The sequence below is a fragment of the Arthrobacter sp. DMZ02-1R genome (assembly GCF_057747935.1).
On record NZ_CM173230.1, the window covers coordinates 3,392,652 to 3,407,291 of the forward strand.

General features: G+C 65.6%; 14 protein-coding genes. 10 read left to right on the forward strand and 4 right to left on the reverse strand.

Features of this window, described 5'->3' with window-relative positions; all coding sequences use genetic code 11:
• Position 1 precedes the first annotated feature (1 nt).
• Together AC3ANQ_RS16255 and AC3ANQ_RS16260 are read left to right on the forward strand one after the other, a co-directional pair.
• Positions 2 to 2,218, forward strand: a complete 2,217-nt coding sequence (locus tag AC3ANQ_RS16255; RefSeq protein ID WP_488301989.1) for a molybdopterin oxidoreductase family protein — start codon at positions 2 to 4, stop codon at positions 2,216 to 2,218.
• Positions 2,215 to 3,777 carry an FAD-dependent oxidoreductase gene (locus tag AC3ANQ_RS16260; RefSeq protein ID WP_488301990.1) on the forward strand — a complete coding sequence of 521 codons (1,563 nt, stop codon included), beginning with the start codon at positions 2,215 to 2,217 and terminating at the stop codon, positions 3,775 to 3,777. Before AC3ANQ_RS16255 ends, AC3ANQ_RS16260 begins: the two co-directional genes overlap by 4 nt.
• A 17-nt stretch (positions 3,778 to 3,794) precedes the next feature.
• On the opposite strand, the gene AC3ANQ_RS16265 is transcribed toward AC3ANQ_RS16260, so the two are convergent.
• Positions 3,795 to 4,202, reverse strand: coding sequence for a GNAT family N-acetyltransferase (locus tag AC3ANQ_RS16265; protein ID WP_488301991.1), 408 nt, complete (start codon positions 4,200 to 4,202; stop codon positions 3,795 to 3,797).
• A 49-nt stretch (positions 4,203 to 4,251) separates the two neighbouring features.
• Between AC3ANQ_RS16265 and AC3ANQ_RS16270 the strand changes: the two genes are divergently transcribed.
• Positions 4,252 to 4,593 carry a YciI family protein gene (locus tag AC3ANQ_RS16270; protein ID WP_488301992.1) on the forward strand — a complete coding sequence of 114 codons (342 nt, stop codon included), beginning with the start codon at positions 4,252 to 4,254 and terminating at the stop codon, positions 4,591 to 4,593.
• Positions 4,594 to 4,723: 130 nt separating this feature from the next.
• On the opposite strand, the gene AC3ANQ_RS16275 is transcribed toward AC3ANQ_RS16270, so the two are convergent.
• Both AC3ANQ_RS16275 and AC3ANQ_RS16280 read right to left on the reverse strand, forming a co-directional pair.
• Entirely contained in the window at positions 4,724 to 4,924 is a 201-nt protein-coding gene (locus AC3ANQ_RS16275; RefSeq protein ID WP_488305347.1) for a Rid family hydrolase, read from the reverse strand.
• A gap of 294 nt (positions 4,925 to 5,218) precedes the next feature.
• Positions 5,219 to 6,958, reverse strand: coding sequence for an HNH endonuclease signature motif containing protein (locus AC3ANQ_RS16280; RefSeq protein WP_488301993.1), 1,740 nt, complete (start codon positions 6,956 to 6,958; stop codon positions 5,219 to 5,221).
• Between the two features lie 115 nt (positions 6,959 to 7,073).
• On the opposite strand from AC3ANQ_RS16280, the gene AC3ANQ_RS16285 reads away from it, so the two are divergent.
• Positions 7,074 to 7,340 carry a type II toxin-antitoxin system Phd/YefM family antitoxin gene (locus AC3ANQ_RS16285; RefSeq protein ID WP_488301994.1) on the forward strand — a complete coding sequence of 89 codons (267 nt, stop codon included), beginning with the start codon at positions 7,074 to 7,076 and terminating at the stop codon, positions 7,338 to 7,340.
• A complete protein-coding gene (locus AC3ANQ_RS16290; RefSeq protein ID WP_488301995.1) occupies positions 7,337 to 7,594 on the forward strand; it encodes a type II toxin-antitoxin system RelE family toxin in 258 nt (85 codons plus the stop codon). The genes AC3ANQ_RS16285 and AC3ANQ_RS16290 overlap by 4 nt, the downstream gene beginning before the upstream one ends.
• Before the next feature lie 69 nt (positions 7,595 to 7,663).
• On the opposite strand, the gene AC3ANQ_RS16295 is transcribed toward AC3ANQ_RS16290, so the two are convergent.
• Positions 7,664 to 9,079: an NAD(P)H-quinone dehydrogenase gene (locus AC3ANQ_RS16295; protein WP_488301996.1), complete on the reverse strand. Its 1,416-nt coding sequence runs from the start codon at positions 9,077 to 9,079 to the stop codon at positions 7,664 to 7,666.
• Positions 9,080 to 9,206: 127 nt separating this feature from the next.
• Here AC3ANQ_RS16295 and AC3ANQ_RS16300 point away from each other — a divergent pair, with 127 nt between their 5' ends.
• The 5 genes from AC3ANQ_RS16300 (at position 9,207) to AC3ANQ_RS16320 (ending at position 14,631) form a co-directional block, all read left to right on the forward strand.
• Entirely contained in the window at positions 9,207 to 10,025 is an 819-nt protein-coding gene (locus AC3ANQ_RS16300) for a purine-nucleoside phosphorylase (protein ID WP_488301997.1), read from the forward strand.
• 156 nt (positions 10,026 to 10,181) lie between these two features.
• Positions 10,182 to 10,787, forward strand: a complete 606-nt coding sequence (locus AC3ANQ_RS16305) for a hypothetical protein (RefSeq protein WP_488301998.1) — start codon at positions 10,182 to 10,184, stop codon at positions 10,785 to 10,787.
• 117 nt (positions 10,788 to 10,904) lie between these two features.
• Positions 10,905 to 11,639: a YcnI family copper-binding membrane protein gene (locus AC3ANQ_RS16310; protein ID WP_488305348.1), complete on the forward strand. Its 735-nt coding sequence runs from the start codon at positions 10,905 to 10,907 to the stop codon at positions 11,637 to 11,639.
• A 129-nt stretch (positions 11,640 to 11,768) separates the two neighbouring features.
• Positions 11,769 to 12,617 (forward strand): glycoside hydrolase family 32 protein, encoded by an 849-nt coding sequence (locus AC3ANQ_RS16315; RefSeq protein WP_488301999.1) that lies wholly within the window; start codon positions 11,769 to 11,771, stop codon positions 12,615 to 12,617.
• Positions 12,618 to 12,882: 265 nt separating this feature from the next.
• Positions 12,883 to 14,631 (forward strand): phospho-sugar mutase, encoded by a 1,749-nt coding sequence (locus AC3ANQ_RS16320; protein WP_488302000.1) that lies wholly within the window; start codon positions 12,883 to 12,885, stop codon positions 14,629 to 14,631.
• The last annotated feature ends 9 nt before the right edge of the window (positions 14,632 to 14,640 follow it).

The following is a 14,640-nucleotide window of genomic DNA, read 5'->3' on the forward strand; positions in this document are numbered from 1 at the left end:
TATGCCCAATGGCGCCAACACCCACTGCCCGTATTGTGCGCTGCAGTGCGCCATGACTCTGACCCCGGCGGCGCCCTCGGCGCAGCCGGGGTCAGACCCCGCTCCCGCGGCAAAGGCACTTCCACTACTGGAAGTATCCGGCCGCGACTTCCCCACCAACCGGGGCGGGCTGTGCCGCAAGGGCTGGACATCGGCGTCGTTGTTGAACCACACCGGACGAGTTACGGAACCCATGCTCAAAGGGTCCGACGGCGTCCACCGGCCGGTCACGTGGGACCAGGCGCTCATGCTGGTCACGGCAGCCGTCAAACAGACCCGCGAACAGTACGGAGCCGACGCAGTCGGCGTGTTCGGCGGCGGCGGACTCACCAATGAGAAGGCCTACCAGTTGGGCAAGTTCGCCCGCCTGGCGCTGGGAACTTCGCGCATCGACTACAACGGCCGCTTCTGCATGTCCTCCGCTGCGGCAGCCGGAAACCGCGCGTTCGGCGTGGACCGCGGCCTTCCGTTCCCCGTGGAGGACCTTGATTCAGCAAACGTCATCTTCCTCCTCGGTTCCAATGTTGCCGAGACCATGCCGCCGTTCGTCCAGCACCTGCAGGGCGCGCGCGATTCCGGCGGGTTGATCGTGGCCGATCCCCGCCGTTCCGCGACTGCCGCATTCACCGGCGACGGCGGCGGCATCCACTTGCAGCCGACCCCCGGCACGGACCTTGCCTTACTCCTGGGTATCTCCCACGTGGTTGTCCACGAAGGCCTCGCCGACGCCGAATACCTCCAGAGCCGCACCACCGGGTACCCGGCGATCGTCCGCAGCCTCGCAGCTTTCTGGCCCGAGCGGGTTCAATCGATCACGGGCGTGCCCGCCACGCTCATCCGCGAGACCGCGCGTCGCCTCGCCGACGGCGCCCGGCGCGGTGGCAGCTACATCTTGACCGGCCGCGGAGTCGAGCAGCACGTCGACGGCACGGACACCGCCACGGCCGCGATCAACCTCAGCCTCCTCCTCGGCCTGCCGGGTTCTTCCCGCAGCGGCTACGGCACGCTGACCGGCCAAGGCAATGGCCAGGGCGGCCGCGAGCACGGCCAGAAAGCCGACCAGCTCCCCGGGTACCGCAAGATCACCGATCCCGCCGCCCGCGCCCACGTTGCCAAGGTTTGGGGCGTGGACGAATCCATCATCCCCGGCCCCGGGCTGCCAGCCGTGGAACTGTTGAAGTCTTTGGGACAGCCCGACGGCGTCCGTTGCCTTTTCGTGCACGGCGCCAATGTGGCGGTATCCGCCCCGGACGCCAGCGCCGTGATCGAGGGCTTGCGCAGCCTGGACTTCCTGGTGGTCTGCGATTTCTTCATGTCCGAGACCGCGCTTGAGGCCGACCTCGTCCTCCCCGTCACGCAGTGGGCCGAAGAAGAAGGCACCCTGACCAACCTCGAGGGCCGCGTGCTCCGCCGTCGGAAAGCCCTCACCCCTCCCCCGGGCGTCCGCAGCGAATTGTGGCTCATGGCCCGGCTCGCCGAATCCCTCGACGCTCCGTCCACGTTCAGCGACGATCCCGAGACCGTCTTTGAGGAACTGAGGCTCGCCTCCGCTGGCGGACTGGCCGACTACTCCGGGATCGATTACGCCATGCTGGATCGCGGAGAAGCTGCGTACTGGCCCTATCCCACCGGCAGCTCGGGAACGCCGCGACTCTTCCTCGACAGCTTCGCGCACGCCGACGGACTCGCGGTGATGGTCCCGGTGGCACCCCGGAAGCGTTCCCAGCGCTCCGCCGTCGTCGGCTCCGATCCTGATCCGCTGACCCTCGTCACCGGTCGGCTGCTGGAGCACTACCAGTCGGGCGCCCAGACCCGCCGTGTGGCCGAACTCGCGGCTGCCCAGCCGGAGGCGCTCCTGCAGATGCACCCCGCGACGGCGGTGGTCAGGGACGTCTCCGACGGCGACTTTGTCCGGGTCTCCAACGAGCGTGGCGAAGTCCTGTGCAGGGTGGAGCTCAGCAACTCCATCCGCACGGACACCGTCTTCCTTCCTTTCCATTTCCCTGGACTGGGCAGCGCGAACCGGCTCACTGAGGCGGTCACGGATCCTATTTCCGGCATGCCGGAGTTCAAGACCAGCACGGTCTGGGTCCGGAAGGCGGCACTACCAGAGGTCGAACCGGAGTTGGCTGTCCTAGCGGCGGCCGGCTTGTCAATGCACGTCAAGGAGGCATCGTGAGCGAGCGAATTGTGGTGGTCGGATTCGGGCCGGTGGCGGCCCGGCTGGTGGACGACTTGTTGCCTGCCGTGCGCAGCGGCCTTGTCCAGCTGCTCGTCGTCGGGCAGGAAGCCGAAGCCGCGTACAACCGCGTCATGGTGACCGAACTCGGCGTCGGCCGGACCACCGCGGAGGCTCTCGCGATGGCGGACGCTACCGATTTGGCGACCGACGGCGTCGAGGTCCGGCTGGGGGTCACGGTCAAACGCATCGACCGCGCCCGCCAGCAGGTAGTCCTCTCGGACGGAACCACTCCAGGCTACGATCGCTTGGTGTTTGCCACGGGCTCGCGGCCCGTCATTCCCAACCTCACCGGAATCAACCCCGATCCTTCGCACCCGGTGCTCCCGTTGGGCGTGACCGCCCTCCGGGATCTCCGTGATGCCGCACAACTGCGCGACGCCGTGACTACCGGCAAGCGCGTGATCGTCCTCGGCGGCGGCGTGCTGGGCCTTGAAACGGCCCTCGCAGCGGCGGAAGAAGGCGCCCTGACCACGGTTGTGCACAACGGTTCCTTCCCGTTGGGACGCAATATCGACCGCGGCGGCGGCGCTGTTCTTGCGGCAAGCCTGCGCAACAGCGGGATCACCATGGTGGGCAACGCCCGTTCCACGGCCGTCGAGCACAATGGCCCCGACGGCATGTTCTCCGCCCTGGTGCTCAACGACGGATCGAGGATCGAGGGCGACCTCTTGGTCCTCTCCTGTGGTGTCCGTCCACGGATCGAATTGGCCGAAGGCTGCGGGCTGCCAGCGGCCACCGGCATCCTGGTGGATCACCACCTGCGCACGTACCGCGAGCCGCACATGTTCGCGATCGGCGACTGTGCCGAAGTCCGTTGTGCCGACGCCGAATGCCCTGAGTGCCGCACCGCGCCGGGCCCATCCGGCCTGGTAGGTCCGGGCTGGCGCCAAGCCGAGTGGCTTGCCGAGTACCTGATCCTCCTTGCCGAGGGCGGCCAGGACGCTGCCGACACCTTGGCACCCCTGCCACAGGAAAAGCCCGGCGTCGTGGTCCTGAAGGCACGAGGCATCAATCTGGCGGTCGCTGGTGACAATAGCGCCGAACCGTGGGATGACGAGCTCCTCTGCGCTGGGGTTGCCGACGGCAGGGCGCGGCGCCAAGTGGCCCAATGGGCCGATCCGGAACACGGCCGCTACGTCAAGATGACCACGCGGGGCGGCGCGCTCGAAGGCCTAGTGACCGTGGGCATGCCGCGCACGGCCGCAGAGCTCGTGATGCTGTTCGAACGCGGATCCGAACTGCCGGCCGACCGTTCACTCCTGCTCCGCCTGGACGGCCCCGACCAGCTGGATTCCGCCGGCGCCAACACCGACCCCCAGCGCACGGTGTGCCGCTGCGCAGGTGTCAGCGGTGCGAGCATCGAGGAAGCCGTGCTGGATGGCTGCTCTTCCGTGCCGGAGGTTTCCAAGGCGACCCGTGCGGGGACGGGTTGCGGCGGCTGCCATGGGGACATCAAGGGGATTATTGAGAAGCACTTCCAGGGGGTTGCGGCGTAGGGAGTTTGGGCGTCTTCCTACAGTTGCAGCAACAGGGTGTCCGAACCGCCGTTCCGGCCGACCCGAACGAACCCGAGCCGCTCGTATAGATCCCGGGCGCGGTTGCCGTCCTCCACGCTGAGGCTGATACCTCGCAGTCCGCGGGAGCGTCCTACGGCGATCAGCGCAGTCATGAGCGCCGTACCGGTACCCGCTCCGCGAAGCCCGGGCGCGACGCCGATAGTTAGTTCCGGTATGTCCGTCGCCACGAAGCCGTACCCGGCGTCGTCGGCGGCGAAGGTGCGGCACCATGCGGCACCGATTCCAAGGCAGCGCGGCTTTGAAACGAGCTCCCAGACGGTACCGCACGAGCAGGTGCTGCGGGTCGGTCCCGACGCTCTACCCTGACCACATGTGGGGCGCCGGGACCATAATTGGGCTGGCAACAGAGCGGTGCCGCAGAGGATAGCGCCGCCGGAGCAGAGGAGTCCTCAAATGACCAAGTACCTGATCTCGTTCCCCGGTGAAGCCATGGTGTTCCCCGAGGAGGACTTCGAGGCGGTGGTTGACGCCGCGCATGCCGTCATTGACGAGGCCAAGGCCGCCGGCGTGTACGTCTTCGCCGGCGGGATCGATGAGGACGTGGACACGGTGCTTGTGGCCGGTGACGGCACTGTCACCAAGGGCACGCACCCAGGCCATAATGTGCCCAACGGCGGCTACACCGTTCTCGAGCTGCCGTCGCGGGGGGCTGCACTCGAGTGGGCCGCGAAGATCGCCGTCGCCTGCCGCTGCGCGCAAGAGGTCCGGCAGTTCCAGTACGACCCGGCCAGCTGACGAGGGCAACCTCAGCCCGGGTCGGTCGTGCGTCGCGCCCAAGTCGCGCGCCCAAGTCGCGCGCCCTCAATGAAAGGCGAACAGCAGCGCATAGGGCGGTGACGTCAACCGACAGCAGAGTGGGATCTGACTAACGCGTTCCACCCCCAAAAGCCACTACGGTGTCTATTTGCACCTTGGCGCCCAGGGGCAGAGCTGCTACCTGAATCGTCGTGCGGACTGGGAAAGGTTCGGTCAGGCATCTGGCATAAACCGAGTTGATAACGTCGAAGTCCTCGTAATCTGTCAAATAGACCGTGGTTCTCACAAGATCCGAAAGTCCCAGTCCCAGCTCTTGCCCGCAGTGAAACCGCTACCGGCGTGTTCGACAAAGTGCGAAAAGGGCGCAGAAGACTGATAAAGACGTCTACTGAAGTAATGGTTTGGCATCAGCGCATCCGCTCTCTTGCTGTGAGTTCATCGACGAAGCCCTCTCGGAATCGAATCTCCATCCCCATACTCTTGCACAGCCATTGAGGACGACTACCGCGCAGCACATCACTGCGCGCGACCGTTGCCCATGTTTCGGCTCGATGGTCCCGACCAGCAGCTGGAATCGGCCGGAGGCAACAACGACCGAACTTCGTCACACCTGGAAGTAGTGGTTCTTGCGTGGTTGTTGGCGTGGGTCGATGTGGGGTGGCGGGATGAACCAGGGCACGCCTGCTTGGACCTGGATGTGCCACTCCTCCTTGTGAATCAGATGGTGGTGGTGGCTGCAGAGGAGCGTGCCGTTCTCGACACTGCTTGGTCCACCCCTGGACCAATAGGTGATGTGGTGGGCTTCGCACCACGGGGCCGGCATCGCGCACGACGGAAACGCGCAGCCTTTGTCCCTGGCAGTAATGGCTTTGCGGATGTGGGCCGGGAAAATCCGGGATGCCCGGCCGATGTCCAGCACCTGGCCCTTCCCGCCAAGGACGACCGGGATGATGTCGGCGTCGCAGGCGATCTTCCGCAACGTAACCGCTGGGACCGGACCGGTGAAGGTAAAGCTCCCCGTGCCCGGTTGCGGCTGCGAGTGCCCGGTTTCTTTAAGTGACGCAAGGAGGTCCCGGTAGTCGATGGTGGCCATGATCTGGGGGCGCTGGCCCCCGGCCGCGGGCAATGACCCTGTGGCGAGGGCAATCTTGCAGGCGCCCAGCAACCCGTCCAGGAGTCTCTGCGCCCTCGTGCGGCGGTCCAGGGACGCGGCATCATCGCGTGAACCACCTGGCGGATCGTTTGTCAGCCCGTTCGTCAGCCCGCTCTCGCCGCCCGCATCCACCTGCTCGTCTCCGGGTCCGGACTCCTGGGCTGTGCGAGTCCGGGGGTTGGTGGCCGTGTTCATGACCGTGAGCAGGTGTTCGTATTGGTCCTGGGTGGCGAAGATCTCCAGATGCTGGAGCCCGTGTTTGGGTCGTCGGAGGAAGGCGCCTTGGAGGTGCCGCAGGGACTCTTCGCTGGGTTCGGTACCGTCCTGGTCGATGGCTTCGGTCCAGCGGCGGGCGATCCTAGCCAGGAAGTCGGCATCGTTCTCGCCTGCTGTCGTAGTCAGCGCGTGTTCGATGTCCACGGCCGCTTCGGGGCTGCACAGGGGCCGGACGCGTTCCAGGGCCATGGTGATGGTGGTGGCCGGGCGGGAAGCAATGCTCCCGCAGGCGAAGGCCGCGGCCACTTCCCCGTATCGCGGCTGTATCGTTTGGCCCGCCAGTGAGCGGCCGGGAAGCAGATTCTCCGCAAGCGTAAGGCGGCGGCGGGCTTCGGCAGCGCTGATCCGCAGGAGCGAGCGCATGTGCTCACCGGTGTTCCTGAACTCCCGGAACCCGACGTGGGCGGCCCGCTCACCGAGGCCGCCGTCTTCGACATCGGCACAGGTACCGGCCGCCTCAACATCCCGTCCGGGGTTGCCAGCACCGACTCTGGAACCGCCCGCCCCGGCCTCGGCTCCCCAGCCTGTCATCCAGCCCGTCGGGCTGGCCGGCTCCTGCTGCCGCACCCGGTTCAGCTGCCCCGCGGCGACGACCTGCAAATAATCCAAGGTGCGGGACAGCTCCTCCACGCCTGAGGCAAACGCAGCGGAGTCCTGCAACCCCAGCGACCCGACGTCGTCGACCGCCGTCCGCGCCAGTGACCGCAATGCCGCAAGAGTACTCTCCAGAACCCGCTCCGGACCACCGCGATCGCCGGGGCGATCCTCGCGCGGATCCAGCAGAACGAGTCGGCGCAGCTCCGGCGCTTGACGAGCCGCAGCCACCATCCGCGGTTCCCGCACCCTATGGGACACGACGAACCGGCCACTAGGCGCAGCGCCCCGGCCGGTGGTGAGGTGTCCGATCGCTTCCATGGAAAACACTCTGCCAGCAGGCTCTGACAAAATAGGCCGCCCACCGTCGCACTCACGTTATCGGTGGCTCTGTACGCTACGTACATTTTGCCGCATTTGCCGTAGCATCGAGTGCATGACCGACATAGCCATCACCGAAGCCCGGAACCATCTGGCAACTATTGTGGACACCGCACATCGCGATCACGAACCGGTATTCCTCACGCGCCGCGGAATTCGGGTCGCCGCAGTGATTGATTCCGCCGAACTGGAGCGCCTCCGTGAAGCCGCGGAAGAACTTGAAGACATCCGGGCCGTCGACTTGGCATGGGAAGAGATGGAACAGACCGGTCAGACGCCGATTCCGTGGGAGGACGTCAAGCGCGACCTGGGTCTGACGTGAGATACAACGTCGTGGTCCTGCCGGCGGCCCTTCGGCAGTTGCGCAAGCTTCCGCCCGAGGCCCGTCGACGGATCCAAGCAGCCATCGAGTTGCTGGCCGAGACACCACGCCCCCCTGGCGCCAAAAAGCTAACAGGACGGGTCGAGTGGCGGGTTCGTACGGGAGACTATCGGGTGCTCTACCGGATCGACGACGGCCGACTCGTCATCGTCGTCGTTCAGGCCGGTCATCGCCGCGAAATCTACCGGGAGTGAGTCCAGTTACAGATTTCGCCCTGGTCATTCGGCTTGCTACTGGAAGCGACCAATCAGCCACCCACCGGGCTACATATGAACGTGCAACCGGCGCGCCGCTTCCGAAATGGACCCGGTCAGCGAGGGGTACACCGTAAAGGTGCTCGCGATGTCGTCGACGTGCAGTTTTTGCTTCACGGCAACAGCGATCGGGAAGATCAGCTCCGAAGCGTTCGGCCCGACGACGACGCCGCCGATCACAGTGCCCGAACCCTTGCGCGCGATGATCTTGACGAAGCCGTCCTTGGTGTTTCGCATCTTGGCGCGGGCGTTGCTCAGCAGGGAGAGCGTGACAACGTCGCCCTGGTACTTGCCCGATTCGAGGTCAGCCTCGGAGACGCCTACGGAGGCGATTTCCGGTGAGGTGAAAATGTTGGACGCTACTTGGTGGAGCTTGATCGGCATGACGGCGTCGCCCAGGAAGTGCGCAACCGCAATGCGGCCCTGCATGGCCGCGACAGAGGCGAGGGCCAAGATCCCGGTGCAGTCGCCAGCAGCGTAGATGTTCGGCGCCGTGGTGCGGGAAACACCGTCCACCTTGATGTGGCCGGACTCCGTGACAGCCACACCTGCCTCTTCCAATCCGATTCCGACGGTGTTGGGGATCGAACCCACGCAGACGAGGCAGTGGCTGCCCGTCACCACGGAACCGTCGCCCAAGGTGACCTGGACACCGGTTTCGGTCCTTTCCACGGCCTCAGCGCGCGAACGGGACAGAACGCGCACGCCGCGGCGCTTGAAGACGCCTTCGAGGACCTGGGCGGCGTCGGTGTCAGAGCCGGGTAGCACCTGGTCGCGGCTCGAAATGAGGGTGACGTTGGAACCAAGGCCGTTGTAGGCAGAAGCGAACTCGGCGCCGGTGACGCCGGAACCAACTACGATCAGGTTTTCCGGAAGTTCCTCAAGGTTGTAGATCTGCGCCCAGTTGAGGATGCGCTCTCCGTCGGGTTTGGCCGTGGGCAGTTCGCGGGGATGCGCACCGACGGCCAGGAGGATGGCGTCGGCCGTGATCGTCCTGGTGCCGTCCGAGGTGATGACCTCGATGGTGTGGTTGTCCAAGAGCCTTCCCGAGCCCATCAGGATTTCCACGTCAAGGTGCTCGAGGCCCACGCGGATGTCGTCGGACTGCTCCCTCGCGAGGTGCAGGACGCGGTCATTTATGTGGCCCAGATCCGCGCGCATGCCTGGCGCTACATCGCTGCCGTCGACGGCGAACTTGACTCCCAGCTCCCCCGCCTCTCCGACGCGGGTCATCAGATCAGCCGTCGCGATCAGGGTTTTGGAAGGCACGACGTCGGTAAGCACGGCGGAGCCGCCGAGCCCGGCGCGTTCGATGAGGGTGACCCGCGCTCCCAGGTGCGCTGCGACCATTGCCGCTTCATATCCGCCTGGACCTCCGCCTAGGATCGCGATTCGTGGTGAGCTGAAGTCAGGATGCATGGTCACAATGGTCAATTCTTACTTAATGCCAGCGGACCTGCCACTAAGCCCCACCTGAGAACGCCTGCAGGGCAGTTTGCCCCGCCCAACAGCGCCCTGTTCAACAGCGCGCGCGGCACTGTAGTTTGTACCAGTGAGTAACACAGAGCTGATCAACACAGACCCATTCGAGGCCGCCAAAGCTGCGGCCGACTACATCGCGGCGGAGACCGGCGTCGAATCCCACGACGTCGCGCTCGTGCTCGGCTCAGGCTGGGGCGCGGCTGCGGATCTCATAGGCGAAACGACGGCGACCCTGACGGCGTCGGAGGTTCCCGGATTCCACGCTCCCGCCGTTGAGGGCCATGTGGGCACCATCCGCTCGGTCCTGACGAAAGAGGGCAAGCGGGCCCTCGTCCTGGGCGCGCGTACCCACTACTACGAAGGCAAAGGCGTTCGCGCGGTAGTCCACGGCGTGCGCACAGCTGCGGCCGCAGGATGCAAGACCCTGGTGGTGACCAACGGCTGCGGCGGCTTGAACGAAGCCTGGACCCCAGGCACCCCCGTGCTAATCAGTGACCACATCAACCTGACGGCGGCTTCTCCCCTCGAAGGCGCCACGTTCGTCGACCTCACGGACCTTTATTCCTCGCGCATCCGAGGCCTGGCCCGGGAAGTGGATCCCACGCTCGACGAAGGCGTCTACGCCCAATTCACCGGCCCGCACTACGAAACTCCAGCCGAGGTCCAGTACGCCAAGCGAATCGGCGCGGACCTGGTGGGCATGTCCACTGCTTTGGAGGCCATCGCCGGCCGGCACGCTGGCATGGAGGTCTTCGGCATTTCCCTGGTGACCAATCTGGCCGCAGGCATCAGCCCGGTACCGCTGAGCCACCAGGAAGTGATCGAGGCAGGCCAGACTGCAGGCGCGCGCATTTCCCGGCTCCTGGCGGACATCATCGCCAAGCTCTGATCCAGTAGCTCAGCGTTAGGGAGCAGATACCGCGACTAGAGCCGAACGCCGTCGAGCAGTAACCCTGCTCGACGGCGTTCGGCGCCAGCGGCAGGCGGCGGCCAGTAGAATCTGTGTAACTCTCCTCCATTGCGCCAAGAACCGGAAGGAACGCAGATGATCACATCCGCATCTTTCCGGCTCCTCCGAACGGGCCTGATCGGTTCAATCATTCTGGGATTGGCCGCCGGCGGGCACCTGGCCGGTGGCGGCAAGCTACCCGAGCCCGCCATCCTCACGGCTCTGTGCGCACTGACGATACTCCCGGTAGCCATACTCACGCGGTTCCGCCTTTCCGTGCCGGTCATCGCAGGACTCTTGGGCGCCGGGCAGTTCTGGCTTCATTGGGCTTTCTGTGCCCTGTCGCCCGGGGTTTCGTCCGCGGCACCACTGCAGTCCGGGCATTCAGGACACGTCCCGGCCCTGCTCCCCGGGACGCTAATTTCCGCGCCGCCTGCCCATACCGCCGCAAGCGATTGGCAAATGTTCGCTGCCCATGCTGTGGCGACCCTTGGCACCACCTTGCTACTGGCTCCCGGGGAACAGGCACTTTGGGCGCTGGCGGCATGGCTGCGCCCCCTGGTCCAACTACCCGCCCCAACACCCATCCAGCCATCCCGCGGCCCCGCCCCCTGTGCGGTTCCTGACGTGCTTCCCGATGGTCTTCGCGGACTTCGACTTCCTTCCCGGCGCGGTCCGCCAGCCCTGGTTCCTGCCGCCTGAGTCCACCCCTTTCGCATACGGGCTTGGGACCCTGCGGCACATTGCTGCTTTCACCGGCCGGACAGACATCCGGCCCGTTCCAGTCCCAGAATTTCCCTTGTGAAAGGCACCATTGCCATGAAGACCTCCCACCGCCGTACCCTCAAGACCGCCTGCGCAGCCACGATGGCCGCCGGGCTCCTCGCATTCGGCGTTTCAGCCGCTTCTGCACACGTTCACGTTGACCCCGACGACCCGGCAGCCGGTGGCTACACCCACCTGACCTTCAATGTCCCCAACGAATCACCCACGGCAAAAACCGACAAACTCGAAGTGTCCCTCCCCACCGACATTCCGTTCAACTCGGTGTCCGTGAAACCCATCGAGGGTTGGAAAGCCGAACTCATCACGTCCACTCTGCCCAAACCGGTCACGGTCGCGGGAGCAACGGTCACCAAGGCCGTCACGTCCGTGGTGTGGACCGCTGACGCGACACACCAGATCGGGCAGGACGAATACCAGGCGTTCTCAATCTCGGTAGGTGTCCTGCCGGATGCCGGCACCACCATCACGCTGCCCGCAACCCAGACGTACACGGACGGCACCGTTGTGAAGTGGGACGAGAAGACCGTCCAAGGCCAGTCTGAGCCCGAACACCCCGCTCCCTCGTTCGTGACCACCGCCAGTGACTCCTCCGCACCGGCGGCGCCCACGTCCTCTCCCTCCGCGACGCCCGCACCGGTGGCTGCTGCAACGACCATGTCGAGTGACTCTGGTTCCACGGTCGGCTGGTTCGGCCTAGCAGCGGGCCTGATTGGCCTGGCGGCAGGCGTCACCGCTCTAGCGCGAACCCGTTCCACCAAAGCCAACTAGCCGACCCGCCAGGAACAAAGGAACTGCCCGCGCGGGACCCCGGCGCGGGCAGTTCTGCGTCACGGTCCCTGGTCAGATCACCCCGCCTCCAAATATTGGGTCATGACCACGGTGGTAACCGACGCGTAGGTGGTGAAACTCTTCAAGTCCACGGACCTGCTGCACTGGAACTTCCTCAGCGATTTCACGGGAGTGGGCGCCCAGGGCGGACTCTGGGAAGTTCCGGAGCTGCTCCAGATGGACGTCGACGGCGGCAGCGGCCTGAAAAAATGGGTCATGATCCTGAGCATCAACCCAGGAGGCATTGCGGGAGGCTCCGGGATGCAGTACTTCGTGGGCGAGTTCGACGGCACTCGGTTCACGGCGGCGCACGCCGCAAAACCCGGAGACCCGCTGACGGACTCGCAATGGCTGGACCACGGAGCCGACTTCTACGCCGCCAACACCATCACCTCTGCCCCTGGCGGCAAGCCGGTACTGCTCGGCTGGATGGGGAATTGGGACTATGCGCCGTCCGTACCGAGCACCCCGTGGCGCGGATCCATGGCCATCCCGCGCCAGCTCAGCCTCGTAGCCGCAGGCAACCGTTTCGAGCTCCATTCGACTATCGCCCCCGCCGCGGTGGACGCGCTCACGGACGCCAAGAGCAGTGAAGTACATGGCAAAAACCTCACCGTCACCGATTCCACGGACTCCCTCGGCACCGACTTTGGTCTCAAAGTGGACCGTTCGGCGGCCGGCACTTCCAACTTCTCGCCGAAATTCAGCCTTTACCACCAAGCCTCCGTGCCCATGAAGGACGGCAAGGTCCACGTCCGCATCCTCTTGGATTCCTCGTCCGCAGAGGTGTTTACGCAAGATGGATCGGTGGTCATCTCGGACATCTTCTTCCCGCAATGGGGCAACACAGGCGCGGCCGCCTTCAGCACGGGAGGCACCGCGAGCTTCAAACTCAGCAGCACGCGGCAACGACCCTGACGCCCGGCAGCCCCACTGTCCCCACCGCCACCCTCGCCTCGCAAGTCCCCACCGGCTCCCAGCCTTCGCAAGCTCAGGCCGGGGCCCTCGCCGGTGTGGCCCCACGGCCAGGGAACCCTGGCGGCGTGGGCCCCCGCAGTTGTTGTCGTTAACACGCGTCATAACGACAACTAATGCGAGTCAGTTGGGTGGGGCGGCAGGACTGTGACGGCTGACACAACCCCGTGCCTCGGCATCCCTGCTCTTTGACGATAGCTTTATCCCTATGACATCGAGCGATGCCGAACTTGAAAAGCTGATATCCGACGCCGGCGAGTGGGCAGCCCAGGACCCGGACCCGATCACGGCAGCAGCGCTGACCGAACTGGCCGGACTCGCCTCCAGCGGCGTCGCTGCAGCCCGCCAACAGCTTGAAGACAGTTTCAGTGGAACACTGCAGTTCGGTACCGCGGGACTCCGTGCCGCCCTCGGTCCGGGCCCCAACAGGATGAACCGCGTGGTGGTGCGGCGGGCAGCAGCGGGTTTGGCGGCTTTCCTGAAGGACGCCGTTGCGGCGGCCTCCCCCGGAATGCGGCCGCGCGCCGTCGTCGGCTATGACGCGAGGCACAACTCGGAGGTCTTCGCGGCAGAGTCAGCCGCGATCTTCACGGCGGCCGGAATCGACACTTTCCTGATGCCTTCGGCACTTCCTACCCCGCTGCTGGCTTACGCGGTCCGGGCCCTTGATTGCGACGGCGGCGTCATGGTCACTGCGAGCCACAACCCGCCGCAGGACAACGGTTACAAGGTGTACTTGGGCGGCAATGCCGTGGAGGAAAGCGGCCGGGGGTCCCAGATCGTGGCGCCCTACGATTCGCAGATCGCCGCAAGCATCGAATCAGTGGGCTCCCTGGACTCCATCGCCTTGGCTGAATCCGGCTGGACGGTGCTGCCCGGCTCCATCACGGGAGAGTACGAGGCCGCGATGGCTGGCCTTGCCGACCCCCTGAATTTCCCGGCGCGGGAGCTGAAGATTGTGTTGACTCCCATGCATGGCGTGGGCGGTGAAACCGCGGTCTCAGTTCTCAACGCGGCCGGCTTCACGGACGTCTCACTCGTGGTAGAGCAGGCAGAACCAGATCCGGACTTCCCCACGGTCAGCTTCCCCAATCCGGAAGAGCCCGGCGCACTGGACCTGGCTTTGGCGGCAGCGGCCCGCTCGGGTGCCGACATTGTGCTGGCCAACGACCCCGACGCCGACCGCGCGGCCGTGGCGGCAAAGGACCCTGATACGGGTGCTTGGCGGATGTTGCGGGGCGACGAAGTAGGCGCCCTTCTGGGCGCCCACGTGGTGGCCCGCCATGCCGCCGACGCCCGGCAAAGCGACGGCACCCGGGGCGTTTTTGCCAATTCGATCGTCTCCTCCCGGCTGCTCTCCCGCATCGCGGCGGCGGCCGGCTTCGCCCATGAAGAAACGCTGACGGGATTCAAGTGGATTTCGCGCGTGCCGGGACTAATCTACGGCTACGAGGAGGCCCTGGGCTACTGCGTGGCGCCGGAACTCGTCAGGGACAAGGACGGCATTTCCGCCTCCCTGCTCATCGCCGAACTGGCGGCGGCGGCCAAGGCTGAAGGGAAGACGATCTTCGACACCTTGGACGAGATCTATCTGGTGCACGGCCTGCATGCGAGCGACCAACTCAGCATCCGGGTGGCGGACCTCGGTTTGCTGGACGCCATGATGAACCGACTCCGGACAGACCCGCCCGAATCGTTCGGCGGCTCCGCCATCGAGACTTTTGTGGACCTGGCCGAGGGAAGCGAACAACTGCCGCCCACGGACGGCCTCCTCTACCTCACCAAAGACCAAAGCCGCGTCATCATCCGGCCGAGCGGCACCGAGCCAAAGCTCAAGTGCTACCTGGAGGTCATCAAGTCGGTCGGTTCCGCGGCGGAACTCGCAGAAACCCGGCACGCCGCACGGACCACCTTGGACCACATACTGGCCGACGTCCGCGAGGCGCTGGGGCTCTGAGGCCGTAAC

Coding starts and splice junctions, on each gene's coding strand:
- AC3ANQ_RS16255 (WP_488301989.1), top strand. CDS start 2: ATGCCCAATGGCGCCAACACCCACTGCCCGTATTGTGCGCTGCAGTGC.
- AC3ANQ_RS16270 (WP_488301992.1), top strand. CDS start 4,252: ATGACCAAGTACCTGATCTCGTTCCCCGGTGAAGCCATGGTGTTCCCC.
- AC3ANQ_RS16280 (WP_488301993.1), bottom strand. CDS start 6,958: ATGGAAGCGATCGGACACCTCACCACCGGCCGGGGCGCTGCGCCTAGT.
- AC3ANQ_RS16285 (WP_488301994.1), top strand. CDS start 7,074: ATGACCGACATAGCCATCACCGAAGCCCGGAACCATCTGGCAACTATT.
- AC3ANQ_RS16305 (WP_488301998.1), top strand. CDS start 10,182: ATGATCACATCCGCATCTTTCCGGCTCCTCCGAACGGGCCTGATCGGT.
- AC3ANQ_RS16310 (WP_488305348.1), top strand. CDS start 10,905: ATGAAGACCTCCCACCGCCGTACCCTCAAGACCGCCTGCGCAGCCACG.
- AC3ANQ_RS16320 (WP_488302000.1), top strand. CDS start 12,883: ATGACATCGAGCGATGCCGAACTTGAAAAGCTGATATCCGACGCCGGC.